Consider the following 22,182-nt stretch of genomic DNA (forward strand, 5'->3'; position numbering starts at 1 on the left):
GTAGGTAAATTAAGAGCGGGCAATCGTTCAAAACTGGATTTTCTTCACTAAGTCAAGAATCTTTAGCCAGCAAAGTACAGCCCAAAGTACCTTGAAAGAACCGCGGCAAGAGTCTGGACTTATGATGAGTTGGCCTTAAAATGATCAGCGTTAATCAGCCCCGCCTAAAGTTGGCTGTGATCCAATAATTAACAAGAATCAGCCAGCAGTGGATGTAAGCTTATGAAGCTGGTGCGCGCCTTACAGCCTTACAATAGCGGATCTTGACTACGATTATTCAAGCTTGAAGTTGCGGACGACCTTGTCCAGATCCTCTTGCTCGATTCCAAGATAATGGCGGGTATTGCGTTCAGAAGAGTGGTTGAACAGCTGCGAGATGATTTCGATATTGACGCCATCTTTATACAGTTGACGGCCAAACGTCTTACGAAACGAGTGCGTTCCCAGTTTGGCCACCAGTTTTTCGTTGCCGGTTTTACGCGCGATTCGCTGCAGCATTTGATAAAAGCCATGCACGGAGAAGTGACCGTCTTGGCGGCCGGGAAACAGCCAATCGTTATCGTCTTTGAAGTCCAGCTCGTTTAAGTAGTTTATGATCTCAGCCAGACAGTTGTTCCAGTAAAGCGTCTTGGCCTTACCGGTTTTTTGCTCGATGATCCGCGTTTGGGTCTTGTTTTTAACGTGGCCAACTCGCAGCGTCACGACATCAGAGGCGCGCAGTCCGTTGTTTAGCGCAATCGAGATCAAAAGCAGATTGCGGTTGACCAATTCGGGACGTGAATATTGGCGAATGGCTTCTTGCAGTTCGTGATACTCGGCGGTTGTTAAAAATTTGACGTTTTCCACCCAGATCTTACGGTCGCCTTTCTTTTCGCCATTGGTCTTGTTTTTGGGAACGTAGATGCGTTTTTTCGCCATAGAAATTCCTCCTTAACAGCGAACGAGTCAATAATTTTATTGTAGCGATAAAATACGCTAAAATAAAGAGACTCGCTTATTAAAGAAAGGATGCGATCAAATGCTGATTGGCTCACACGTCAGTCTTAAAGCGCCCAAAATGCTGCTTGGTTCTGCTCAAGAAGCAGCCAGCTATGGGGCAAATACGTTTATGGTTTATACCGGTGCGCCGCAGAATACCAAACGCAAGCCGCTTGATGAAATGAAGATTCCAGAAGGTCGGGCCTACATTGAAGAGCACGGTTTCAGTCATCTGGTGGTGCATGCGCCTTATATCGTTAATCTGGGCAACACGCTCAAGCCGCAGAACTTTGCTTTTGGCGTTGAGTTCCTGCGTCAAGAGGTTCAACGGGCCGCGGCCATTGGTGCCACGCAGATTACGCTGCATCCCGGAGCTCATGTCGGTGCTGGGGCCAAAGCAGCCTTACATCAGATTGCGCAAGGATTAAATGAGATCATCACGCCCGATCAAAAGCCGCAGATTGCGATTGAAACCATGGCTGGTAAGGGAACTGAGGTCGGCACTTCATTTGAGCAGATTGCCGAGATCATGGATCAGGTTGTCTATAACGAAAAGCTCTCGGTAACGTTTGATACATGTCATACCAATGATGCCGGCTATAACGTCAAAAACGACTTTGATGGCGTCTTGGAAGAATTTGATCATGTCTTGGGCCTTGAAAAGCTGCAGGTCATTCACTTAAACGATTCTAAGAATCCACAGGGCAGCCATAAAGACCGCCACGAAAACCTGGGGATGGGAACGATTGGCTTTGAGGCGCTCAGTTATATTGCCCATCATCCGCAATTGGAACAGGTGCCTAAAATTATGGAGACGCCCTGGGTTCCACTGGCCGATAATCCTAAAAAGAAAGTCGCTCCGTATGGTGAAGAGATCAAGATGATCATAAACAATCAGTTTGATTCAAAGTTTGTAGAACGACTAAGCCATTCTGAAAATTAGTTGAAATTTTTTCAAAAAAGCAGTTGACGCTCTTTTTTGGATTAAGTATAATATCATTCGTAGTGATAAGATTGAAGCAGTCAATTAGACGCTTTTAATCGCAACAGTACGGAATTCTAAGCTCGGAGGGAGGGAATCAACAATGTCAAAGACTATCGTTCGCAAGAATGAATCGTTAGACGACGCTCTTCGACGCTTTAAGCGTACGGTTTCACGGAACGGAACGCTGCAAGAATACCGCAAGCGTGAATTTTACGAAAAGCCAAGCGTAAAACGTAAGTTGAAATCTGAAGCAGCTCGGAAGCGCAAGAACAAGCGCCGTCACTAGAATGCTGCAGCTCCTGGGCGAATGTCTCATTCACCAGGGGCTTTTTTGTATAATTTAGAAAAACGGGAGGAACTTGAAATGAGTCTATTGGATAAGCTGACTAAAGACATGGTTGCCGCAATGAAAGCCAAGGACAAGGAAACCTTGAGCACGGTCCGGATGCTTAAGGCTTCGGTTCAAAACGAAAAGATCAAGCTGGGTCATGAATTAAGCGAAGAAGAAGAAAATTCGCTGTTGGCGCGTGAATACAAGCAGCGCAAGGAAGCTTTGGAAGAATTCGTTGCTGCCAAGCGTCAGGATCTCATTGACAAGACCAAGGCTGAAATGAGCGTTGTTGAAAAGTACATGCCAAAGCAGCTTTCTGATGACGAAATCAAGCAAATCGTTGACGAGGCCGTTCAAGCTACGGGTGCTGACAGCATGAAGGACTTCGGCAAGGTAATGAAGTCGGTTATGCCAAAGGTTAAGGGCAAGGCTGATGGCAAAGTAGTCAACCAAACCGTTAAGGATGCCCTGCAAAAATAAGAATTGAGATACCGGACTGCTGACAGTAGCGGGTTTGCTCCAGATAAGAAGTACTGTACCGACTTGGGCAGTGCTTTTTTTCTGCTCTAAGTCAAGTGCTATCAACGATTTTCTTTTGCCGTGTTGCGGTTTATGCGCATTGCAGCCGGCTATGTTATAATTTTTGATGGTATTGATTAAATCAAAAGCAAAGGGGAAATCTTCGTTTGACAGAAATGACTTTTCGCATTGAAAGCCCTGAAGTTGAATTGGGACTTTTGGGCGCGCAAGACAAATTCGTGGTGCTTTTAGAAGAAGGCATGAACGTAACCATCAATCCGTTTGGTACCGATCTGAAAATCAGCGGTGAAGATGAGGACGTTCATCTGACCTATGACGTTTTAGAGCAGCTTGTAGATCTGCTGCATCATGGCATCAGCTTAAGCAGCACGGATATCGTCAGTGCGATGAAGATGGCTCGTCGCGGTACGCTGCAGTACTTTGGCGATCTGTACAGTGAAACGATTATTAAGGATCGCAAAGGCCGGTCGATTCGCGTCAAAAACTTTGGTCAGCGTCAGTATGTGCATGCCATCAAGGATAATGACATTACGTTTGGGATTGGACCAGCCGGAACGGGGAAGACGTATCTGGCAGTTGCCATGGCCGTAGCTGCTTTAAAGCGTGGCGAGGTTGAGCGAATCATCCTGACGCGGCCAGCCGTAGAAGCCGGTGAGAGTCTAGGTTTTTTGCCTGGTGACTTGAAGGAAAAGGTTGATCCATATCTGCGGCCAATCTATGACGCGTTAAATGAGATTTTTGGCGCTGACCACGTGGAACGCCTGATCGATCGCGGCACGATTGAAATCGCACCATTAGCATACATGCGGGGACGGACGCTGGATAATGCCTTTGTAATCTTAGACGAGGCACAAAACACCACCAATGCGCAGATGAAGATGTTTCTGACGCGGCTTGGCTTTGGTTCGAAAATGGTCGTCAACGGTGACGTCTCGCAGATTGACTTGCCAAGGGGAACTCGCAGCGGTTTGATCTCGGCACCCCGAATTCTGCAGAACGTACCCTCAATCGAATTCGTTCAATTCAGCGCAGCAGATGTGGTTCGGCATCCAGTTGTCGCCCGCATCATTACGGCCTATGAAAATGATGAGCAACAGACTTTGGAGAAAAAATAATGAATATTGAAATCTACGACCAAACCGGTGACCATGCCGTCAGCCAAGATCAATTGCAGCTGGCGCACGATATTTTGGAATATGCGGCCAAGTGCCTTGAGTTAAAGGACAATACGGAGGTTTCCCTGACGTTTGTTCACAATCCGCAAATCAGAGAACTGAATGCTCAATATCGCGGCGTTGATCGGGCGACTGACGTTTTAAGCTTTGCCTTAGAGGATGACAGCGACGACTCGCCGATCTTGCTGGATCCAGAACTGGCGGCCCAGATTCCGGAAAACCTCGGGGACCTGTTCATCTCAATCGATAAGGTTGGCGAGCAGGCTAAGTTTTTGGGTCATTCTAATGATCGTGAGCTGGGCTTTTTGATCGTGCATGGCTTTTTGCATTTGAATGGGTATGATCATGAAGAAAAAGCCGATGAAGAAAAAATGTTTAAGCTGCAAGAGGAGATTTTAAATGGCTATGGGCTCCCAAGATAAGCATCAGGTCGAAAAAAATCGTCATTTCATCCAGGCGTTGGGACATGCCTGGGATGGAGTCAAAGATGTGGTTAAAAAAGAACGCAACATGCGGTTCCATATCATCGCGGCCGTTTTGGTGATTATCGTGGCCTTTTTGATGCAGGTCAACGTTTTTGAGTGGCTGTGGCTGCTGTCGGCAATCTTTGTCGTGTTTGCGGCTGAGTTTGCCAATACGATCGTTGAGGAGCTGGTTGATCTGGTCGTGCACCATCACTATGATCTTGATGCTAAATATGCTAAAGATATTGCCGCTGGGGTCGTCTTGCTGGCGGCTTTTTACGCGGTTTTGGTTGGGCTGCTGATTTTTTGGCCGCGCTTCAAGAATTTGTTAGGCATTTAGGAAAGGGAAAAATATGGATAATCCAAATTATAAATCTGGTTTCGTTGCTCTGATTGGTCGGCCCAACGTCGGCAAGTCAACGCTTTTAAACTATGTCGTCGGACAAAAGGTTGCCATCATGAGCAACGTTGCCCAAACGACGCGTAATAAGATTCAAGGGATCTACACTACTGATGAGGCTCAGATCGTCTTCATCGACACGCCGGGGGTCCACAAACCGCAGACCAAGCTGGGCGACTTTATGGAGCGCTCAACGCTTTCGGCTTTGGATGAGGTCGACGCGGTCTTGTATGTGGTCGCTGCTGATGAAAAGCGCGGTCCTGGCGACAACTTCATCATGGAACGGCTTAAGCAGGTACAAAAGCCAATCTATCTGGTCGTCAATAAGATCGATAAGGTGCATCCAAATGAGCTGCCGGCAATCGTCAAGCAGTTTGAGGATGGCACGGTTAAGTTTGCCGATGTCGTTCCGGTTTCGGCATTGAATGGCAACAACGTCAATGCTTTGATCAACAAGTTGGTCGACCAGCTGCCAAATGGTCCGCAATATTACCCAAGCGATCAGATCAGCGACCACCCTGAACGTTTCGTTATTGCCGAGATGATTCGTGAGAAGGTCTTTATGCTGACGCGTCAGGAAGTGCCGCATTCCGTTGCCGTCGATGTCATGTCGGTCAAGCGTCAAGATGATGAGACGGTACACATCAATGCCAATATCATCGTTGAGCGGCCGGGACAAAAGGGCATCATCATCGGTAAAAAAGGGCAGATGCTTAAACAAATCGGGACCATGGCCAGAAAAGACATCGAGCATCTGCTGGGTGATCGGGTCTATCTGCAGCTGTGGGTCAAGGTGGTTCCCGGCTGGCGCGATAAATCGGCAATGCTCAAAGACTACGGCTACCGCAGCAACGACTATTAAAAGGAGCTGAGAGCATGGCGCGGGAAAATACTTCCTTTGCCGGCATCGTAATGTATCGGCGCCCGTATAAAGAACGTGATCTGTTGGTCAAGTTTTTGACTGACAAGCGCGGACCGATGATGTTTTTCGTCCGAGGCGGCAATCGTTCGCATGCCAAGATCACCAGCGATATTCTGCCTTTTACGCATGGACAGTATACCGGCTGGCTGGCTGATGATGGCTCGCTCAGCTATTTGAGTGCCGCGCGTGATACGCGTCAATACGTTCATCTGGGCGAAGATCCCCTGCGCAGTGCCTATGCTACCTATATTCTCGAGTTGGTAGACGCGACGTTTGAAGAGGGCCGATCGATTGGCGGTTGGTTTAATCAAGTGGCGGCCGCGCTCGAGCTGATCGATAAAGGACAGGACCCTCAGATCGTGGCTAACGTCTTAGAAGTGCAGTTTCTGCCTTTGCTAGGAGCCGCGCAGACTTGGGATTGCTGCACGATCTGTGGGTTGAACGATCGCCCGCTGGATTTTTCCGAAGCCAATGGGGGGATGCTGTGCAGTCGGCACTGGAACCTGGATGAGCGTCGGTTTCACTTGGATCGCCGGACGGTTGGCTATCTGCAGCTGTTTGCCTCTTTGAATCTGGCGCAGGTCAATCAGATTCAGGTTGATCAAAGCGTTAAGAATCGGCTGCGCTATACGCTGGATCGCATTTATGACGATGAGCTCGGGCTGCACTTAAAGAGCAAGCGGTTCATCGATCAAATGGCGACCTGGGAAAATCAATTGAAAAATCTTCGCTCTGAAAATTGACAAGTGTAAAGTAGTTGTCTATGATAAAAGAGCAACTAAATTTAAATCTAATCGACGATGACAAAGAATCGCTGCTTACTGTCGAACCAAAGCGATCATGGGATGGTGGAAGCCATGATAACGATCAAGCAGCGTGGCACTTTAACAGTCGCTTAATTAAGCTGTTCTGCATGTCTAAGGTGCAGAAAAGCAGGGTGGAACCGCGAATTAACTTCGTCCCTGCAATGACCAGTCCAGCTGGCCATTGTAGGGGCTTTTTACGTTGAAAGGAGTCAGATTATGTCAAAGAAACTCACCGTTCAAGAGATTATTTTTACTCTTGAAAAATATTGGGCCGACCAAGGTTGTATGCTGATGCAGGCCTACGACAACGAAAAAGGTGCCGGGACGATGAGCCCATACACTTTCCTGCGGGCAATTGGACCTGAACCATGGAACGTTGCCTACGTTGAACCTTCTCGGCGGCCTGCCGATGGGCGCTACGGCGAAAACCCCAATCGTCTTTACCAGCACCACCAGTTCCAGGTTTTGATGAAGCCATCACCAGACAATATTCAAGAGCTCTATTTGGGCAGTTTGAAGCAGCTGGGCATTGAGCCGCTGGAACACGATATTCGTTTTGTTGAAGACAACTGGGAAAACCCATCAATGGGCTGTGCCGGTGTTGGCTGGGAAATCTGGCTCGATGGGATGGAAGTTACGCAGTTTACCTATTTCCAAGTCGTTGGTGAGCTGCAGATGGATCCGGTAGCTGCCGAGGTTACCTATGGCCTGGAACGATTGGCTGAATACATTCAAAACGTTGACAGTGTCTATGATCTGGAATGGGCAGACGGCGTCAAGTATGGCGACATTTTCAAGGAACCAGAATATGAGCACTCCAAGTACAGTTTTGAAGAAAGCAACCAAGACATGCTGCTTCAAGAATTCAATGACTATGAAGCCGAAGCCAAGCGTCTGATCAAACTGGGACTGGTCCACCCGGCATATGACTATGTCTTGAAGTGCAGCCACACGTTCAACCTGCTGGATGCACGCGGGGCGGTTTCAGTAACGGAACGGGCCGGCTACCTGCACCGAATTCGGATCATGGCCAAGTCGATTGCCAAGGCTTTTGTCGAAGAACGGCGCAAACGGGGCTTCCCATTGATTCATGATGAAAAGGAACGCCAGGCAACGGTCGAAAAATACACCAAGCTGGCTGAAAAAGCAGCGGCACGGGCGGCCAAGCAAGCTGCCAAGGCCAAGAAGGAGGACAAGTAAATGGCACATTCATATCTGTTGGAAATTGGGCTGGAAGAAATGCCTGCGCATGTCGTAACGCCAAGCATCAAGCAGCTGCACGAACGCGTTGCTCAATACTTAAAGGAACAGCGCATTGACTTTGCAAAGATTCAAGAATTTGCCACGCCGCGTCGCTTGGCTCTTCTGATTACCGGGTTAGCCGACAAACAGCCTGATGTCAACGAATCCGTTAAGGGCCCGGCTAAAAAGATTGCTCAGGATGCAGATGGCAACTGGACCAAAGCAGCGATTGGCTTTACGCGCGGTCAAGGCGTCAGTGTTGATGACATCGAGTTTAAAGAGATCAAGGGCGTTGAATACGTCTACGTTGAAAAGCACGTTGACGGCAAGCCGGTTGCTGAGGTTCTGCCTGGCTTAAAGGACGTCATCGAAGCCATGAACTTCCCAACGATGATGAAGTGGGGTCGTCACTCATTGCAGTTCGTTCGGCCGATTCGCTGGCTGGTATCGCTTTTGGATGATGAAATCGTGCCATTTTCGATCCTGGACGTAACAGCTGGCCGCATGACGCGTGGTCACCGTTTCCTGGGTCATGACGTGGAGATCAAGCATGCCGAAGACTACGAAGCTGAACTGAACAACGACTTTGTGATTGCCAATCAAAAACAGCGCAAGAACCTGATCAAGTCTCAGATTGACGAGATCTTGGCGGAAAACGACTGGATCATCGACTGGGATGAAGACCTGCTGGAAGAAGTCAACAACCTGGTTGAATGGCCAACCTCATTTGCCGGTTCGTTTGATGAAAAATATCTGGTCCTGCCTGAAGAAGTCCTGATTACCTCCATGAAGGACAACCAGCGCTTCTTCTGTGTTCGTGATCATGAGGGCAAGCTTTTGCCACACTTTATCGCGGTCCGCAATGGTAACAGCGAATACCTGGAAAACGTGATCAAGGGTAACGAACGGGTGCTGGTACCACGTCTGGAAGATGCCAAGTTCTTCTATGAAGAGGACCAAAAGATTACGATTGACCAATACGTGGCTCGTTTAAAGAAGGTCAGCTTCCATGACAAGATCAGCTCCATGTATGACAAGATGGGACGGACGGCGGTCTTGGCCAAGCTGCTTGGTCAAAAGCTGAACCTTAGTGATGAAGAGCTGGCAGACCTTGATCGAGCCGCTCACATCTACAAGTTTGACCTGACGACGCAGATGGTGGGTGAATTTGCCGAGCTGCAAGGGATCATGGGTGAGATCTATGCCAAGCTGCTTGGTGAAAAAGCTGACGTCGCTGCAGCCATTAAGGAACACTATATGCCAATCTCTGCTGAAGGCGAGCTGCCAGCCGGCAAGATCGGCGCGATTTTGGCAATTGCCGACAAGCTGGACAGCATCATCAGCTTCTTTGCCGTTGATATGATTCCAAGCGGCTCCAATGACCCATATGCACTGCGGCGACAAGCTTACGGGATCGTACGGATCATTGCTGCGCGCGGCTGGCATCTGCCGGTAATGGGGATGGCCGATGAATTTGCAGAAGCATTGGCAGCTCAAGGACTGACGCCGGAATTTGACGTTTCGCACAATGCTGATCAGGTACACGCCTTCTTCTTGGATCGGCTCAAGCAGTTCTTCAACACGCAGGATCTGCGCTATGACGTGATTGATGCCGTTGTGGATACCAAATCGGCTGACATTGCCAACGTTCTGGCAGCAGCCGAGACGCTTGACGCGCACAAGGACGATGATGGCTTTAAAGAAGACGTTGAAGCCTTGACGCGGGTACTGCGGATTGCCAAGAAGGCTGACTTTAAGGATGGCGTACCAGCAGTTGATCCGGCCAAGTTCCAAAACCCATCGGAAACCGAGTTGTTTGATCTGGTGGCTTCCTTAGACAAGAAGTGGGATACGCAGACGCTGGCACAAAACTTTGCTGACCTGCGAGCAATGGCACCAGTAATCACCAACTACTTTGAAGAGAACATGATCATGGACAAAGACGAAAGCATCCGTAGCAACCGGCTGGCCCTTTTGCAGCAGCTGGCTGATGATGTGTATGCACTTGGTAATCTTGACAAGTTGATCGTTAAATAGTTGCGGTTTATCAAGCAAATGAATTGTATTGTCCCAGACTTGTGGTATCATGTTAAATAGGTATATTAGGTAGTGTCTAAAAGCAGATGCTGCCTGAAGTCGTTGAAGGTCGCATTCCATCTGGAGGCGACCTTTTGCTACTATTCGCGGGAAATGGGGTGAACGAATGGCGCGACTTTCACAGGAACTGATCGATCAGGTGCGGCAGTCCGTTGATATTGCTGATGTCATCAGTCAAGACGTTCAGCTGCAGCGGCAAGGCAAGAACCTGGTTGGGCACTGTCCGTTTCACGAAGATAACACACCATCATTTTCAGTCAGTGAGCAAAAGCAGTTCTTTTATTGCTTTAGCTGTCATCGCTCAGGTTCAGTCTTCGACTTTTTGATGGAGCTGCATCACCTATCATTTCCGCAAGCCGTTGAGCAGGTTGCCAAGCTGGGCAGCGTGGCCTTGCCAACTGATTTTCAAGCCGGTGCCGAACCTAAAACGGAACAGGCACCGGATTCGCAGCAGGGGCGCTTGATTAAGCTGCATGAAACAACCATGCGACTCTATCATCATATTTTGATGAACACGCCAGCTGGCGAGCCTGCCCGCCGCTATCTGCAAAAGCGCGGCCTGACTCAAGAGCAGATTGATCAGTTTAATCTCGGTTATGCTCCTAAAGAAGAGGTCTTAAAGGCCGTTTTGGAAAAAGAAGGACATGACTATCAGCTGCTGCGCCGATCAGGACTGTTTACCGAGGATCGCTCCGGCAGTCTGCATGATCGTTTCCATGATCGAGTCATGTTTCCGCTCAAGGATGGGCAGGGACGACCGGTTGCCTTTTCAGGGCGGCTATTGCAAAAAAATACTGACGCGCCGAAGTATCTCAACAGTCCAGAAACGCCGATTTTTAACAAGCGTCGTTTGATCTTTAATTTTGATCTAGCTAGAAAAGCAGCCAGAGAAAATGGGAAACTGCTGCTTTTTGAAGGTTACATGGATGTTATTTCGGCATATGGCGCCGGTGTTCATAATGGCATTGCTTCTATGGGGACCAGTCTAACCGATGAGCAGCTGGCGATGATCGTCAAGACGACCGATCAGCTGAACATTTGCTACGATGGCGATGCACCGGGACAAAACGCCATTGAGCGGGCGCTGAAGCTGATCGAGGCCAGTGCGGTTGCCAGTCAGCTTAAGATTCGCGTCGTGCAGCTGCCAACCGGACAAGATCCTGATGAATACATTCAGCAAAATGGCGGGGCTAAGTTTCGCGATTATCTGAAAAATACCGAAGAAACACCGACTGCATTTCGCTTGCGCTATCTGCGGCAAGGACTGAATCTGAGCAATCAGGCCGAGCTTTTGAGCTATTTGAATGCAGCAATCGGCGTAATTGCCAAGGTCGGTGATCCGGTTGCCAGAGATCTGTACGTACAGGAATTGGCCAGGGAGTTTCAGGTCAATCCGCAAAATCTTCAGCAGCAGCTAACGACTCAGCTTCAAACACAGCCGGCTGCTCAGCCAGGTACGGCACCGTCAGCATCACAATGGCCTGATAATCCGCCGGCTGCCCCTAAGCGTCGTAAGCGTCGGTCGTTTAACAAGCGACCGGCTTACGGCCAAAAGCGGCGCGCTCAAGCACAACCAGCACCACAGGCAGTCACGCTGACGGCAGCCGAGCAGCAGTCATTGGCACTTGATCAGACTGAGCGGGCAGAGCGCTTATTGCTGACGGCTGTGCTTCATGACTATGGTACCAGGGCTCAGCTAAAGGCAATGCCTGATTTTGCCTTTGTTCATGATCAATATCAGGAACTCTATCAGCAGGCCTTGAATTACTTTACCGAGCATGATGAGTATGATTTAGCCAGTTTTTTAGACTACGTGGACGATCCGGCTTTAAAAGCGACTTTAACACAGCTGGATGGCTTGAATGCAGCAGCAGTTCCACCGGCTGCAATTGACGACTGTCTGCGCATCATCATGCAAAAGACACCTTTAACACAGAAGATCGCTCAAGCCAAATTGGCGCTGCAGGAAGCCAAGGCACGGAGCGATCACGAACTAATCACCCAGCTGACGATTGAGCTCATTCAGCTTTATAGTCAGCAGCAACGATTAAAAACGGAGGAGACTAGTTAATAATGGCAAACAGCAAAAAGAAAGACATGGTAATTTCCAACAAAGCCGACTTTGATCAGACTGAATACGACAAAGCCGTGGGCAAGCTGATCAGAAGCTATAAGAAAGCCAAGGAAATTCAATACGATGACTTGACTGACCAGATCGCGACTCCGTTTGGCTTGAATGCCCAAGGAATGGATAATCTGCTTCAAAACGTTGAAGATGCCGGGATCAGCGTCGTTGACGAAAAGGGTGATCCAGATCCGCGCGCTTTGAAGGCCACGGAAAAACTGTCCAACAAGGCCTTAAAGGATACCGCTGCCCCAACCAACGTCAAGATCAATGACCCCGTACGGATGTATCTTAAGGAAATCGGGCGGGTTAACCTGCTGACGGCGGACGAAGAAATTGCTCTGGCTCAACGGATCGAAAAAGGCGATGAGCAGGCTAAGCAGGAACTGGCGGAAGCCAACCTGCGTCTGGTGGTTTCCATTGCCAAGCGTTATGTTGGCCGCGGCATGCAGTTTTTGGACCTGATTCAAGAAGGTAACATGGGTCTGATGAAGGCCGTTGAAAAGTTTGACTACCGGAAGGGATTCAAGTTCTCAACCTACGCGACCTGGTGGATTCGGCAGGCTATTACGCGGGCGATCGCTGATCAAGCGCGGACGATTCGAATTCCAGTGCACATGGTCGAAACCATCAACAAGCTGATCCGGATTCAGCGTCAATTGCTGCAGGATCTGGGTCGGGAACCGCTGCCTGAAGAAATCGGTGCTGAAATGGACATGCCAACCAAGAAGGTCCGCGAAATTCTCAAGATTGCCCAAGAACCAGTCTCTTTGGAAACGCCGATTGGTGAAGAGGATGACTCGCATTTAGGCGACTTTATCGAAGACCAGGATGCTACCAGTCCTGCCGATCATGCTGCTTATGAAATGATGAAAAAGCAGCTGGAGAACGTCTTGGATACGCTGACCGATCGTGAAGAAAACGTTTTGCGGCTGCGCTTTGGCCTTGATGACGGGCGAACGCGTACGCTGGAAGAAGTCGGCAAGGTCTTTGGCGTTACGCGGGAACGGATTCGTCAAATCGAAGCTAAGGCTCTGCGTAAGCTGCGCCACCCATCACGTTCCAAGCAATTAAAGGACTTCTTGGAATAATCAGCTTATCTTCATAATCGATAATAAAAGGTCTGCTCCTGAATTGAGGAGCAGACCTTTTATCGTATTAATGATTCTTATTTCAGACTGTCAGGCAGGTTAAGCGTCGTCTCAGCCGGGGTGGTCTTGGCCAGCACCTTGCCACGGCGAATGTTGTAGAGAACCTCAACGTGCTTGTTTAAAGCGTTGTAGAAGTCTTCAGCGTTCAACAGGATGCAGTTGGCTTCCAGACCTTCTTTAATGCCGTAACGATCAGCAATATGCAGCGTCTTAGCGGCATTGTAGGTTACGAACTTGAATGAGTCCTGCAGCTGGCTGTAGCCCATCAGATGAGCCGCATAGACTCCCATTGAAACAGAGTCCAGCATGTTGCCATTACCAAGCGGGTTCCATGGATCCTGAATGTCGTCTTCACCAAACGAAACGTTGATGTTGGCAGCATCCAGCTCTTTAATCCGGGTCAGACCGCGCCGCTTTGGATAGGTGTCAAAACGGCCGCCCAGGTGCATGTTGACCAGTGGATTGGAGACAAAATTGATGTTTGACATCTTCAGCAGCCGGAACAGCTTGTAGGTGTAAGCATCATTGTATGATCCCATCGCCGTCGTGTGGCTGGCGGTGACCATGTCGGCAAGACCGGTCTTATAAGCCATTGTTGCTAAGACTTCCAGGTTGCGAGAAGCCGGATCATCAATCTCATCACAGTGGACGTCAACCAGCTTGTCGTATTTTTCAGCCAGCTTGACCAGGAACTTAACTGATTTCCAGCCGTATTCAGTCGTAAACTCAAAGTGCGGAATACCACCAACGACATCGGCGCCTTCCTTAACGGCCTGCTTCATCAGCTTTTTACCATGCGGGTAGGAGAGAATGCCTTCTTGTGGAAAGGCAACCAATTGCAGATCAACCACATCCTGCATCTCGTGCTTTAATTCCAAAAGGGCCTGTAGTGCGATCAGATGCGGGTCAGTTACGTCAACATGGCTGCGCACGTGTTGAATTCCGTGACCGACCATATTGAGCAGTGTCTTTTTAGCCCGCTGCTTGACGTCTTGAATGGTGAGATCCTTTTTGCGTTCTGACCAGATGCGAATCCCGTCGAACAAGGTACCGGTTTCGTTCCATTCTGGCTGGCCGGCCGTCAGCGTGGCATCCAGGTGAACGTGAGAGTCGATAAATGGCGGCAGCAGCACCTTGCCTTGGCCATCGATGACTTCTTCGCCTGGTTTAGTGCTCAGACCAGGCTTGATGGCTACAAACTTGCCATCTTCAATCCGAACGTCAACGGCATCTTTTTGGTTATCTACATGAACGTTTTGAATCAGCATAGATTAAGCGACCTTTCGATTAAAAATTAGCATTAAGACATAGTAGATGGCACCGCTGATCAGCATGACCAAAAACGTTGCCCCGATCGTGTTCTTGAGTGCAGCAACGTTATGCAGCATTAAGAACAGTGCCGTACCGATGATCCAGGTAACTACGGCTGACCAGTTGATTCCGTGCGAGTACCAGTAGCTGCCGTTTTTCTTGGCCAGCTGCGTGACGTCGTATTTCTGGTGGCAGCGCAGATAGAAGTCGGTACAGATGATGGCGATGATTGGTCCCAGTACCATACCTACATAATCCAAGAAAGCGGTAAACGTGTCAAGGAAACTGCCAACAATCATTGGAATAAAGGTAACGATGGTGGCGACGATGGCAACGATCCAAAGCGAGTACTTCAGCTTGATGTTGGTGAAGATGTTGGAAAGTGCCGAGCCGGCTGCCAGCAGGTTAACGGCATTGGCGGTCATCGAAGTCAGGATGATAACCAGCAGCGCAACGACCCCCAGCCCCAGCCGACTGGCAATCGTACTTGGATCGGAGTTGTTGGCATTATAGGCACCAGAGGTAATGGCGATACTGATGGTTGAGATCAAGCCGATAAAGGCAAACCAGATTACCCCGACCATGGCACCGAAAAATGGCGTCAGCGTCGCATTGTGCTTCTTTGGCGTGAAACGAGTGAAGTCAGCCCCTGCCGTAACCCAGGCCAGATTGAAGGCCGCTACATAGTCGATGGCGGCTCCGGTAGCCATTTTGGCGCTGGCTGGGACCTGCCATTTAACGATATGCGAGAATGGGACGGTCTTTAAGACGACTACCGATTCCCAGATGACAAAGATCAAAACCAGGATGATTCCCAAACGCTCAATCATCTGAACGGAACGCGAGCCGCTGGCGATACTGATGATATGTAAAATACTCATTACCACGATCCCAGCCACGATGCCTTTCCAACCGCCTGGCTTACCCCAGACTGGCCAGCCAAGCAGGTCGTTTAAAAGCAGACTGACGGATTGGGCAGCAATAAACGTATTGACGGCTGTCCAGCCAATAAACTGCGTCAGGTTGACCAAAGATGGCAGATAGCTGCCGCGCACCCCGAATGATGCCCGGCTGACGGCCATGGTCGAGACACCGGTCTGATAGCCGATGTAGCCAATCAGACTCAAGAAGACGTAAGAAAGTGCCGATGACAGAACCAGCACGTTCATGGCGACTGAAAAACCGCAAGCTGCCAAAACCCCGCCGACAAACCACGTGCCGTTATTGGCATTGGCACCAACCCAGGTTGCAAACATATCCCAGGTTGAGGTTTTGCGTTGATGCATCGCGATGCTGGTAATCTGATCATTGTCGTTTTGCATGGTGTTACCCCCAAAGAAAAATCGTCACTGGCCAAGTGAGACCAGTGACGATGCAAATAATGTCCTCCCTAAAAAAGGGAGAAGATTTTATTTTAACGAACATCCTTGGAGGCCTCACGGGACCAGATTAAAGGTTGAATAATAATTGATAAACTAAGTGTAAACAATATTAATGTTCGTTGTCAATGCTTATTTTCCAATTTGTAGATCATTAACGTGCGGTAAATCTGCGACAAACTTTTCATAAGCCGTTTCTTCGCCAGTTGCGCTGGTCTGAGCATCCGCAAAGCTTGCTTGATGCAGCTCGGTTTCGGCAACCGTAACATGATGCGTGAAGGTGGCGTTGCCGACCAGTTCAATCCAGTAGTGATCAGCTTGGTGGTGAACGATGGTCTTGACCATGCCGCCAGGGTTGTAGATGGTCATTGGCACGTCGAAATGCGCCAGTTCAGGATGCGTCAGCGCGAAGGCCAATGAGGTTGCTGACATCCCGGTCCCGCAGGCATTGGTAAAGCCGACACCGCGTTCAAACGTCCGTACGAACAGCTCGTTTTCATTCAGAATCTGGGCAAAGTTTACGTTGACGCCATCAGGGAAATATGGGTTTTGACCATTCAGTCGTTCACCTAAGACGCCTAAAACGTTATCGGACAATTCAGCGGCTGAAACAAAACTGATCAGATGTGGATTAGGAACCGCGATGCTGGTAAAACGCAGTCCAGGAATAAACTCGGGAACCAGCGTATCAAGCAGCCGTTCATGGCCCAGATTGTCAAACGGTAGTGCTTCTTTGTTAAAGCGGACGGGTGAGATCTCAACGGCAAAAGCAGGTACGCCCGGCGCAAAATCAGGCTGGCGCCGAACAAGCAGGTTGGCATCGCGCGTATCAACCTGGAACTCGTCTTGATCAAATTTTTCGGCCAGATAGCGGGCCACGGTACGCAGCCCATTGCCGCACATGGATGCTTCGCTGCCATCGGCGTTGATGACACGCATTTGCGCCAGGGCTCCGGCTTTAGTTGGCTGATTGACAACCAGAATGCCATCCGCGCCGCCTAAAAGGCCAGTCTGGGGATTGGTGATTCTAGGAGCAAGTGTCTGCAGCTCAGCATCGGTGAGTGGTTGTTCCAGCGTTGTCTGATCCAGGATAAAGAATTGGTTTTGCGATCCATGAACCTTTAGTAGTTCCGTCATAAAAATACCTCTTTGTCTGATTAATTTGCGAAGAATTGATGATAGATGACCTGGACGGCTTTATCGGCATCTGCCCGCTTGGTCCCCAGCATGATTGAGATCTGAGAGGCCCCTTGGTTGATCATCTGCAGCGAGATGTGAGCATCGGCTAATGGCTGCAGAATGCCGGCAGCAGCGCCAACGCGATCACGCATTCCTTCACCGACGATCATGGTAATGGAGTAGTCGTCAATCCATTCCAGACGATCGGGATTGATCTTATTTTGAATCTCATCGCACAAAACGTCAATCAATTGATCATTCAAAAACTTTTTGTCAAAGATAATCGAAATATCATCGATCCCAGATGGCATGTGCTCATAAGGAACGTTGTGCTTTTCCAGAATATCCAGAATGCGCAGGGTGAAGCCGGCTTCTTTGTTCAAGAGATACTTGTGCAGATAGAGTGCTGAAAAATGCTTGCCTGAAGCGACGCCAGTGATGATGTTTTCTGGTTTGAAGCCCTTTTCGGGAACGATCATGGTACCAGGCTTTTCTGGGGCATGCGTGTTTTTGACGTTGATGGGAATCTGCCCTTGAATAGCAGGAATCAAGGCCTCATCGTGGAAGACCGAAAAGCCGGCGTAGGAAAGCTCGCGCATCTCACGGTAGGTCATTGTGCGGATCGGCTCAGGATCGTCGACCACGTTTGGATTGGCCGAGAAGATTGCATCCACGTCGGTAAAGTTTTCATACAGTCGCGCGTGAAAGCCCCGGGCCAGGATCGCGCCGGTAATGTCAGAGCCGCCCCGTGAGAACGTTGCGATATGACCAGAAGGCGTGATGCCAAAAAATCCTGGAAAGACCAGCCGATCATAGACCTCATACTTGAAACCGGCCAGATTACGGTAGGTTTCTGGATTGACGATTGCGTCGTTGGGTGCCCCTGTAACCATGATGCCGGCTTCAGTTGGATCAACGAACCGTGTCTTGATGCCCAGGTGGTTCATAATCATTGCGATCAGCCGGGCATTAAGCCGCTCACCGTGGGCCTTGAAAGCGGCCAGCAGATATTCATCGTTTGGGTAGTCTTTTTTAGGCAGATCAACCAGCAGTTCCTTGATGATCTTGATTTTTTCATCTGGCAGATCAAAAAAGTGACCGATCGTTTCGTAGCGCTCGAAAATTTCTTGAACCGTCTTGGCGGTATCTTCTCCGTTGATCGTTTCATTGGCATAGCGGATCAAAAGGTCGGTTACCTTGATATCGCCGTCGTGTCGTTTACCAGGAGCCGAAACCACAACGATTTGACGAGCTGGGTCAGCCGTGATGATGTTCAATGCCTGTTTAACGGCAGCCCCCGTAGCCAATGAGGTACCACCGAACTTTACAACTTTCATATTACAGACTCCTTTGTGCGTTGAAAATAATAAAGAACGCAAATTAATTTAATAGGATTCTAACATTTATTGACATCCTTGCAAGTCTGCTTTTTTAAAATTCGATAGCATAAACGTTTTACAAATCATAGTAGAAAAAATAAATGAGAAAAATTATCAGAATTTACTTGACGATTATTAAACTTAATTATAGACTAACTATTAAATCGAAGAGGCGCAGTCAACATGAGTACCGTATGTTAGTCGCAGACCAGACAATGATCGTACAGGAAAGGGGCGATTGCCGAAGCTTTCAGACCGGGTCGCGGCTTGATTGCTGGGGCGTGGCTGAACAAGTCACGGACTGTCGCGGAGAAAAACTTCGCGGAGCGCTATCGACCAATCAGATTAAATTTGACAACAGCCGCAGTGGGTGGCTTTTTGAAAATGGGATCCGTTGTTTGTGTGCGCACGAACAATGGATTTTTTCTTAGCGTTTTCCCCGTCAGAACAACGGAGGTTTTAGATTATGAATTCTCAGATTGCACCGGATCAGATCAACGCAGCAGGTCATTTGACGATTGGCGGTGTTGACTCGCTCGAACTAGCCAAGGAATATGGCACGCCGCTGGTAGTCTACGACGTGGCCCAGATTCGCCGCCAGATTCGTGCTTTTAAAAAGGTGTTTGAGCAGCGCCAGGTTGACTACGCGGTCAGCTATGCCAGCAAGGCGTTTGCCGCGATTGCCATGTATCAGGTTGTAGCTCATGAAGGCGGTCATGTTGATGTGGTTTCGGCCGGTGAGCTCTATACGGCAATCAAAGCCAACTTCCCAATGGAAAACGTATCTTTTCATGGCAACAACAAATCGCGGGCCGAATTAGAGATGGCCGTTGATCACCATGTGGGCATGATTGTGATCGACAACTTCCATGAAATTGAGCTGCTTAATGAAGTACTGGCCAGTCGTGATCAGTCAATCGACGTTATGATGCGGATCACACCGGGGATTTCCGCACATACGAATAAGTATATTCAAACTGGTCAGGTTGACAGCAAATTTGGCTTTGATCTGCAGTCCGGTCAGGCTGATGAAGCCCTGCAAAAGATTCTGGCCAGTCCACGAATGCATATGAAAGGGTTGCATGCCCATATCGGTTCGCAGATTTTTGAATTAAATGGCTTTCAGATGGCGGCTGCTAAATTGGTTGAGATTGCAGCTCACTGGCGCGACGAGTTTGGCTATGAGCCAGAAATCGTCAATGTCGGTGGCGGCTTCGGGATTCGCTACGTCAGCGCCGACCATCCATTGAAGCCAGAAGATTTTGTGGCAGCGATCATCGAAACTATTAAGGAAGAAACGCAAAAGCTGAATCTGAAGATGCCGGCTGTCTGGATCGAACCAGGCCGCTCAATCGCTGGTCCCGCCGGCTATAACCTTTATACAGTGGGCTCGCGTAAAGACGTTCCCGGCTTGCTGCCATATGTCATGATCGATGGCGGGATGGGCGACAACATTCGGCCAGCGCTTTATGAGGCGGAATACGAAACGGTGCTGGCTGCCGATCCGCAGGCGGAAAACGCTGAAACGGTGCGGCTGGCCGGTAAGTACTGTGAATCAGGCGATATTCTCAGTCAGCATCAGCCACTGCCAAAAACCAAGCCAGGCGATGTTTTGGCAATGCTGGATACGGGAGCCTATGGATATGCGATGGCTTCTAATTATAACCGCAATCCGCGGCCGGCAGTGGTCTTTGCTGAAAATGGTCAGGCTCACCTGGTAATTGAACGCGAATCGCTTGACGATCTGGTTCATCTTGACCGTTCCTACCCACAAGCCTAAATCACTTTTAAAATAAGATATTAATAATATAGTAGAAAAAAGATTGGAGTTAATCTAAATGGCACAATTAGACGCACAAAGCATTATCAACTACATCGGCAATGCACCCAAGAAGACGCCCGTAAAGGTATTTGTCAAGGGTGATCTGGCTGCCATAGACGTTCCGGAATCTATTCAAAGCTTTTTAGAAGCCCGTACCGGCGTTTTGTTTGGCGACTGGGCCGACGTTAAGCCATTCTTGACTGCCAATGCTGCGCAGATTGAAGACTATCGCGTGGAAAACGATGCCCGCAATTCAGCCGTGCCGCTGCTGGATCTGAAGGGAATCAACGCGCGGATCGAACCTGGTGCCTTGATTCGGGATCAGGTTTTGATTGGCGACAATGCCGTTATCATGATGGGGGCAATCATCAACATTGGTGCAGAAATCGGTGCCGACTCCATGATTGACATGGGCGCGGTGCTGGGCGGCCGGGCAATCGTCGGCAAGCATTGTCACGTCGGCGCGGGCGCGGTTTTAGCCGGCGTGATCGAACCAGCCTCAGCTGAACCGGTCCGAATCGATGACAACGTTTTGATTGGTGCCAATGCCGTAGTAATTGAAGGCGTGCATGTTGGCGAAGGGGCTGTGATTGCTGCCGGTGCCGTCGTAACCCAAGACGTTGCTCCTCACACGGTCGTCGCCGGTGTGCCTGCTAAGTTTATCAAGAACGTTGATGACAAGACCGAATCAAAGACGGGCCTGGAAGAAGACTTGCGGAAGCTGTGATGATCGATGACAGAATTAAATGAAGCACAATTAATCAAGATTCGCCGCGATCTGCATCAGATTCCAGAACTGGCGCTGCAGGAAAAACAGACGCATGCCTATTTGTTGGATACGATTAAAGGGTTTAACCAGACTCATCTGGAGATTCGCCAACCGGAAAAATTGCCAACTGCATTGATGGTGTTGGTACACGGTAGTCAGCCAACTAGAACGATCGGCTATCGAACCGATATCGACGCGCTGCCGGTAGCAGAACAGACCGGCCTGCCGTTTGCTTCCAAGCATCCCGGCGTCATGCATGCCTGTGGCCACGACATCCACATGACGGTTGCGCTGGGGGTTTTAAGCTGGTTCAGTGAGCATCAGCCAAAAGACAATCTGCTGTTTTTCTTCCAACCAGCCGAAGAAAGCGAAAACGGCGGCAAGCTGGCCTATGAGCAGGGACTGTTTGATGGCAAGTGGCGACCAGATGAGTTCTACGGTCTGCACGATAATCCGGACCTGCCGGCTGGCGCGATTGGCTGTCGCATGGGCACGCTGTTTGCCGGCACGACTGAAGTCAACATTGATATTACCGGTAAGGGCGGTCACGCGGCCTTTCCGCAGGATGCCAATGATACGGTCGTGGCGATGGCGTCTTTGATCATGCAGGTTCAGACGATCATTTCACGCAGCATTGATCCGATTCAAAGCGGTGTGATCACGCTGGGTAAGGTTGAAGCCGGCACGATCCGCAACGTGATTGCCGGTCATGCCCATCTGGAAGGCACGATTCGCGGTCTGACGCAGGAAATGATTTTGAAGATCGATCAGCGTTTAAAAGACGTCTGCGAAGGAATTGCCAAAAGCTTTAACGTTAAAGTCGACCTGCAGTTGAATCAAGGTGGCTACTGGCCCGTTGAAAACAATCCCGAACTGACCAAACGCTTTATTGAATATATGAAACAGGCTGCTGGCGTTGAATTTATCGAAACTGCGCCGGCAATGACCGGTGAAGACTTTGGCTATCTGCTGGCCAAGTTCCCCGGCACCATGTTTTGGCTGGGAGTTGAAGATGACTCACAGTTGCATTCGGCGACCTTAAAACCGGATGAACGCGCTATTAAACGGGGCGTGGATGCTATTACCGGATTTTTGAACTATCGTATGCAAAACTAGGGGGATTTAAC

Annotated in this window: 20 protein-coding genes and 1 riboswitch; of the genes, 15 read left to right on the forward strand and 5 right to left on the reverse strand. The window is 49.4% G+C overall.

The features are described 5' to 3' along the window. Nucleotides 1–273: 273 nt before the first annotated feature. Nucleotides 274–918 (reverse strand): site-specific integrase, encoded by a 645-nt coding sequence (locus H0G69_RS03815; protein WP_033935613.1) that lies wholly within the window; start codon nt 916–918, stop codon nt 274–276. Between the two features lie 100 nt (nt 919–1,018). On the opposite strand from H0G69_RS03815, the gene H0G69_RS03820 reads away from it, so the two are divergent. From H0G69_RS03820 to rpoD, 12 genes are all read left to right on the forward strand, one after another. Beyond that, nucleotides 1,019–1,921, forward strand: coding sequence for a deoxyribonuclease IV (locus tag H0G69_RS03820; RefSeq protein WP_180305216.1), 903 nt, complete (start codon nt 1,019–1,021; stop codon nt 1,919–1,921). Nucleotides 1,922–2,063: 142 nt separating this feature from the next. Further along, the gene (gene rpsU, locus H0G69_RS03825) at nt 2,064–2,249 is read left to right on the forward strand and encodes a 30S ribosomal protein S21 (RefSeq protein ID WP_033935611.1); all 186 of its coding nucleotides are present in this window, start codon (nt 2,064–2,066) and stop codon (nt 2,247–2,249) included. 78 nt (nt 2,250–2,327) lie between these two features. Further along, complete coding sequence (locus H0G69_RS03830; protein WP_033935610.1) at nt 2,328–2,774, forward strand: GatB/YqeY domain-containing protein; 447 nt, start codon at nt 2,328–2,330, stop codon at nt 2,772–2,774. Nucleotides 2,775–2,989: 215 nt separating this feature from the next. Continuing rightward, nucleotides 2,990–3,949 (forward strand): PhoH family protein, encoded by a 960-nt coding sequence (locus tag H0G69_RS03835; RefSeq protein WP_033935638.1) that lies wholly within the window; start codon nt 2,990–2,992, stop codon nt 3,947–3,949. Further along, on the forward strand, nt 3,949–4,431 hold the full coding sequence (gene ybeY, locus H0G69_RS03840; RefSeq protein WP_180305217.1) for an rRNA maturation RNase YbeY: 483 nt from the start codon (nt 3,949–3,951) through the stop codon (nt 4,429–4,431). The genes H0G69_RS03835 and ybeY overlap by 1 nt, the downstream gene beginning before the upstream one ends. Then, nucleotides 4,409–4,813, forward strand: a complete 405-nt coding sequence (locus H0G69_RS03845; RefSeq protein WP_370760978.1) for a diacylglycerol kinase family protein — start codon at nt 4,409–4,411, stop codon at nt 4,811–4,813. Before ybeY ends, H0G69_RS03845 begins: the two co-directional genes overlap by 23 nt. Nucleotides 4,814–4,826: 13 nt before the next feature. Beyond that, the gene (gene era, locus H0G69_RS03850) at nt 4,827–5,735 is read left to right on the forward strand and encodes a GTPase Era (protein WP_180305218.1); all 909 of its coding nucleotides are present in this window, start codon (nt 4,827–4,829) and stop codon (nt 5,733–5,735) included. Nucleotides 5,736–5,749: 14 nt separating this feature from the next. After that, on the forward strand, nt 5,750–6,538 hold the full coding sequence (recO, locus tag H0G69_RS03855; protein ID WP_143113382.1) for a DNA repair protein RecO: 789 nt from the start codon (nt 5,750–5,752) through the stop codon (nt 6,536–6,538). 279 nt (nt 6,539–6,817) lie between these two features. Beyond that, nucleotides 6,818–7,801: a glycine--tRNA ligase subunit alpha gene (glyQ, locus tag H0G69_RS03860; protein WP_033935605.1), complete on the forward strand. Its 984-nt coding sequence runs from the start codon at nt 6,818–6,820 to the stop codon at nt 7,799–7,801. Further along, a complete protein-coding gene (gene glyS, locus H0G69_RS03865; RefSeq protein ID WP_180305219.1) occupies nt 7,802–9,880 on the forward strand; it encodes a glycine--tRNA ligase subunit beta in 2,079 nt (692 codons plus the stop codon). Between the two features lie 166 nt (nt 9,881–10,046). Further along, a complete protein-coding gene (dnaG, locus tag H0G69_RS03870) occupies nt 10,047–12,011 on the forward strand; it encodes a DNA primase (RefSeq protein ID WP_180305220.1) in 1,965 nt (654 codons plus the stop codon). A gap of 2 nt (nt 12,012–12,013) precedes the next feature. After that, on the forward strand, nt 12,014–13,156 hold the full coding sequence (gene rpoD, locus H0G69_RS03875; RefSeq protein WP_033935602.1) for an RNA polymerase sigma factor RpoD: 1,143 nt from the start codon (nt 12,014–12,016) through the stop codon (nt 13,154–13,156). A 77-nt stretch (nt 13,157–13,233) separates the two neighbouring features. Here the strand turns inward: rpoD and codA are convergent, their stop codons facing one another. The 4 genes from codA to H0G69_RS03895 form a co-directional block, all read right to left on the reverse strand. Further along, nucleotides 13,234–14,484 carry a cytosine deaminase gene (codA, locus tag H0G69_RS03880; RefSeq protein ID WP_180305221.1) on the reverse strand — a complete coding sequence of 417 codons (1,251 nt, stop codon included), beginning with the start codon at nt 14,482–14,484 and terminating at the stop codon, nt 13,234–13,236. 3 nt (nt 14,485–14,487) lie between these two features. Beyond that, complete coding sequence (locus H0G69_RS03885; protein ID WP_180305222.1) at nt 14,488–15,849, reverse strand: cytosine permease; 1,362 nt, start codon at nt 15,847–15,849, stop codon at nt 14,488–14,490. A 189-nt stretch (nt 15,850–16,038) separates the two neighbouring features. After that, entirely contained in the window at nt 16,039–17,043 is a 1,005-nt protein-coding gene (dapF, locus tag H0G69_RS03890; RefSeq protein ID WP_180305223.1) for a diaminopimelate epimerase, read from the reverse strand. 20 nt (nt 17,044–17,063) lie between these two features. Next, nucleotides 17,064–18,422 carry an aspartate kinase gene (locus H0G69_RS03895; protein ID WP_180305224.1) on the reverse strand — a complete coding sequence of 453 codons (1,359 nt, stop codon included), beginning with the start codon at nt 18,420–18,422 and terminating at the stop codon, nt 17,064–17,066. A gap of 201 nt (nt 18,423–18,623) precedes the next feature. After that, nucleotides 18,624–18,805: riboswitch (Lysine riboswitch) on the forward strand. 125 nt (nt 18,806–18,930) lie between these two features. On the opposite strand from H0G69_RS03895, the gene lysA reads away from it, so the two are divergent. From lysA to H0G69_RS03910, 3 genes are read left to right on the forward strand one after another with little or no spacing between them, the layout of a single operon-like run. Further along, entirely contained in the window at nt 18,931–20,244 is a 1,314-nt protein-coding gene (lysA, locus tag H0G69_RS03900; RefSeq protein ID WP_128512872.1) for a diaminopimelate decarboxylase, read from the forward strand. 58 nt (nt 20,245–20,302) lie between these two features. After that, a complete protein-coding gene (dapD, locus tag H0G69_RS03905; protein WP_180305225.1) occupies nt 20,303–21,013 on the forward strand; it encodes a 2,3,4,5-tetrahydropyridine-2,6-dicarboxylate N-acetyltransferase in 711 nt (236 codons plus the stop codon). A 6-nt stretch (nt 21,014–21,019) separates the two neighbouring features. Further along, the gene (locus tag H0G69_RS03910; protein ID WP_048345158.1) at nt 21,020–22,171 is read left to right on the forward strand and encodes an N-acetyldiaminopimelate deacetylase; all 1,152 of its coding nucleotides are present in this window, start codon (nt 21,020–21,022) and stop codon (nt 22,169–22,171) included. Nucleotides 22,172–22,182 lie beyond the last annotated feature (11 nt).

The sequence above is a fragment of the Limosilactobacillus mucosae genome (assembly GCF_013423865.1).
Classification (GTDB): Bacteria; Bacillota; Bacilli; order Lactobacillales; family Lactobacillaceae; genus Limosilactobacillus; species Limosilactobacillus mucosae.

Excerpts from the sequence above, each read along its gene's own strand:
- lysA (WP_128512872.1), top strand. The coding sequence starts at position 18,931 with ATGAATTCTCAGATTGCACCGGATCAGATCAACGCAGCAGGTCATTTG.
- H0G69_RS03835 (WP_033935638.1), top strand. The coding sequence starts at position 2,990 with ATGACTTTTCGCATTGAAAGCCCTGAAGTTGAATTGGGACTTTTGGGC.
- glyQ (WP_033935605.1), top strand. The coding sequence starts at position 6,818 with ATGTCAAAGAAACTCACCGTTCAAGAGATTATTTTTACTCTTGAAAAA.
- era (WP_180305218.1), top strand. The coding sequence starts at position 4,827 with ATGGATAATCCAAATTATAAATCTGGTTTCGTTGCTCTGATTGGTCGG.
- H0G69_RS03820 (WP_180305216.1), top strand. The coding sequence starts at position 1,019 with ATGCTGATTGGCTCACACGTCAGTCTTAAAGCGCCCAAAATGCTGCTT.
- codA (WP_180305221.1), bottom strand. The coding sequence starts at position 14,484 with ATGCTGATTCAAAACGTTCATGTAGATAACCAAAAAGATGCCGTTGAC.
- dnaG (WP_180305220.1), top strand. The coding sequence starts at position 10,047 with ATGGCGCGACTTTCACAGGAACTGATCGATCAGGTGCGGCAGTCCGTT.
- H0G69_RS03910 (WP_048345158.1), top strand. The coding sequence starts at position 21,020 with ATGACAGAATTAAATGAAGCACAATTAATCAAGATTCGCCGCGATCTG.
- dapF (WP_180305223.1), bottom strand. The coding sequence starts at position 17,043 with ATGACGGAACTACTAAAGGTTCATGGATCGCAAAACCAATTCTTTATC.
- H0G69_RS03815 (WP_033935613.1), bottom strand. The coding sequence starts at position 918 with ATGGCGAAAAAACGCATCTACGTTCCCAAAAACAAGACCAATGGCGAA.
- H0G69_RS03845 (WP_370760978.1), top strand. The coding sequence starts at position 4,409 with ATGGCTATGGGCTCCCAAGATAAGCATCAGGTCGAAAAAAATCGTCAT.
- rpsU (WP_033935611.1), top strand. The coding sequence starts at position 2,064 with ATGTCAAAGACTATCGTTCGCAAGAATGAATCGTTAGACGACGCTCTT.
- H0G69_RS03885 (WP_180305222.1), bottom strand. The coding sequence starts at position 15,849 with ATGCAAAACGACAATGATCAGATTACCAGCATCGCGATGCATCAACGC.
- recO (WP_143113382.1), top strand. The coding sequence starts at position 5,750 with ATGGCGCGGGAAAATACTTCCTTTGCCGGCATCGTAATGTATCGGCGC.
- H0G69_RS03830 (WP_033935610.1), top strand. The coding sequence starts at position 2,328 with ATGAGTCTATTGGATAAGCTGACTAAAGACATGGTTGCCGCAATGAAA.
- glyS (WP_180305219.1), top strand. The coding sequence starts at position 7,802 with ATGGCACATTCATATCTGTTGGAAATTGGGCTGGAAGAAATGCCTGCG.
- dapD (WP_180305225.1), top strand. The coding sequence starts at position 20,303 with ATGGCACAATTAGACGCACAAAGCATTATCAACTACATCGGCAATGCA.
- ybeY (WP_180305217.1), top strand. The coding sequence starts at position 3,949 with ATGAATATTGAAATCTACGACCAAACCGGTGACCATGCCGTCAGCCAA.
- H0G69_RS03895 (WP_180305224.1), bottom strand. The coding sequence starts at position 18,422 with ATGAAAGTTGTAAAGTTCGGTGGTACCTCATTGGCTACGGGGGCTGCC.
- rpoD (WP_033935602.1), top strand. The coding sequence starts at position 12,014 with ATGGCAAACAGCAAAAAGAAAGACATGGTAATTTCCAACAAAGCCGAC.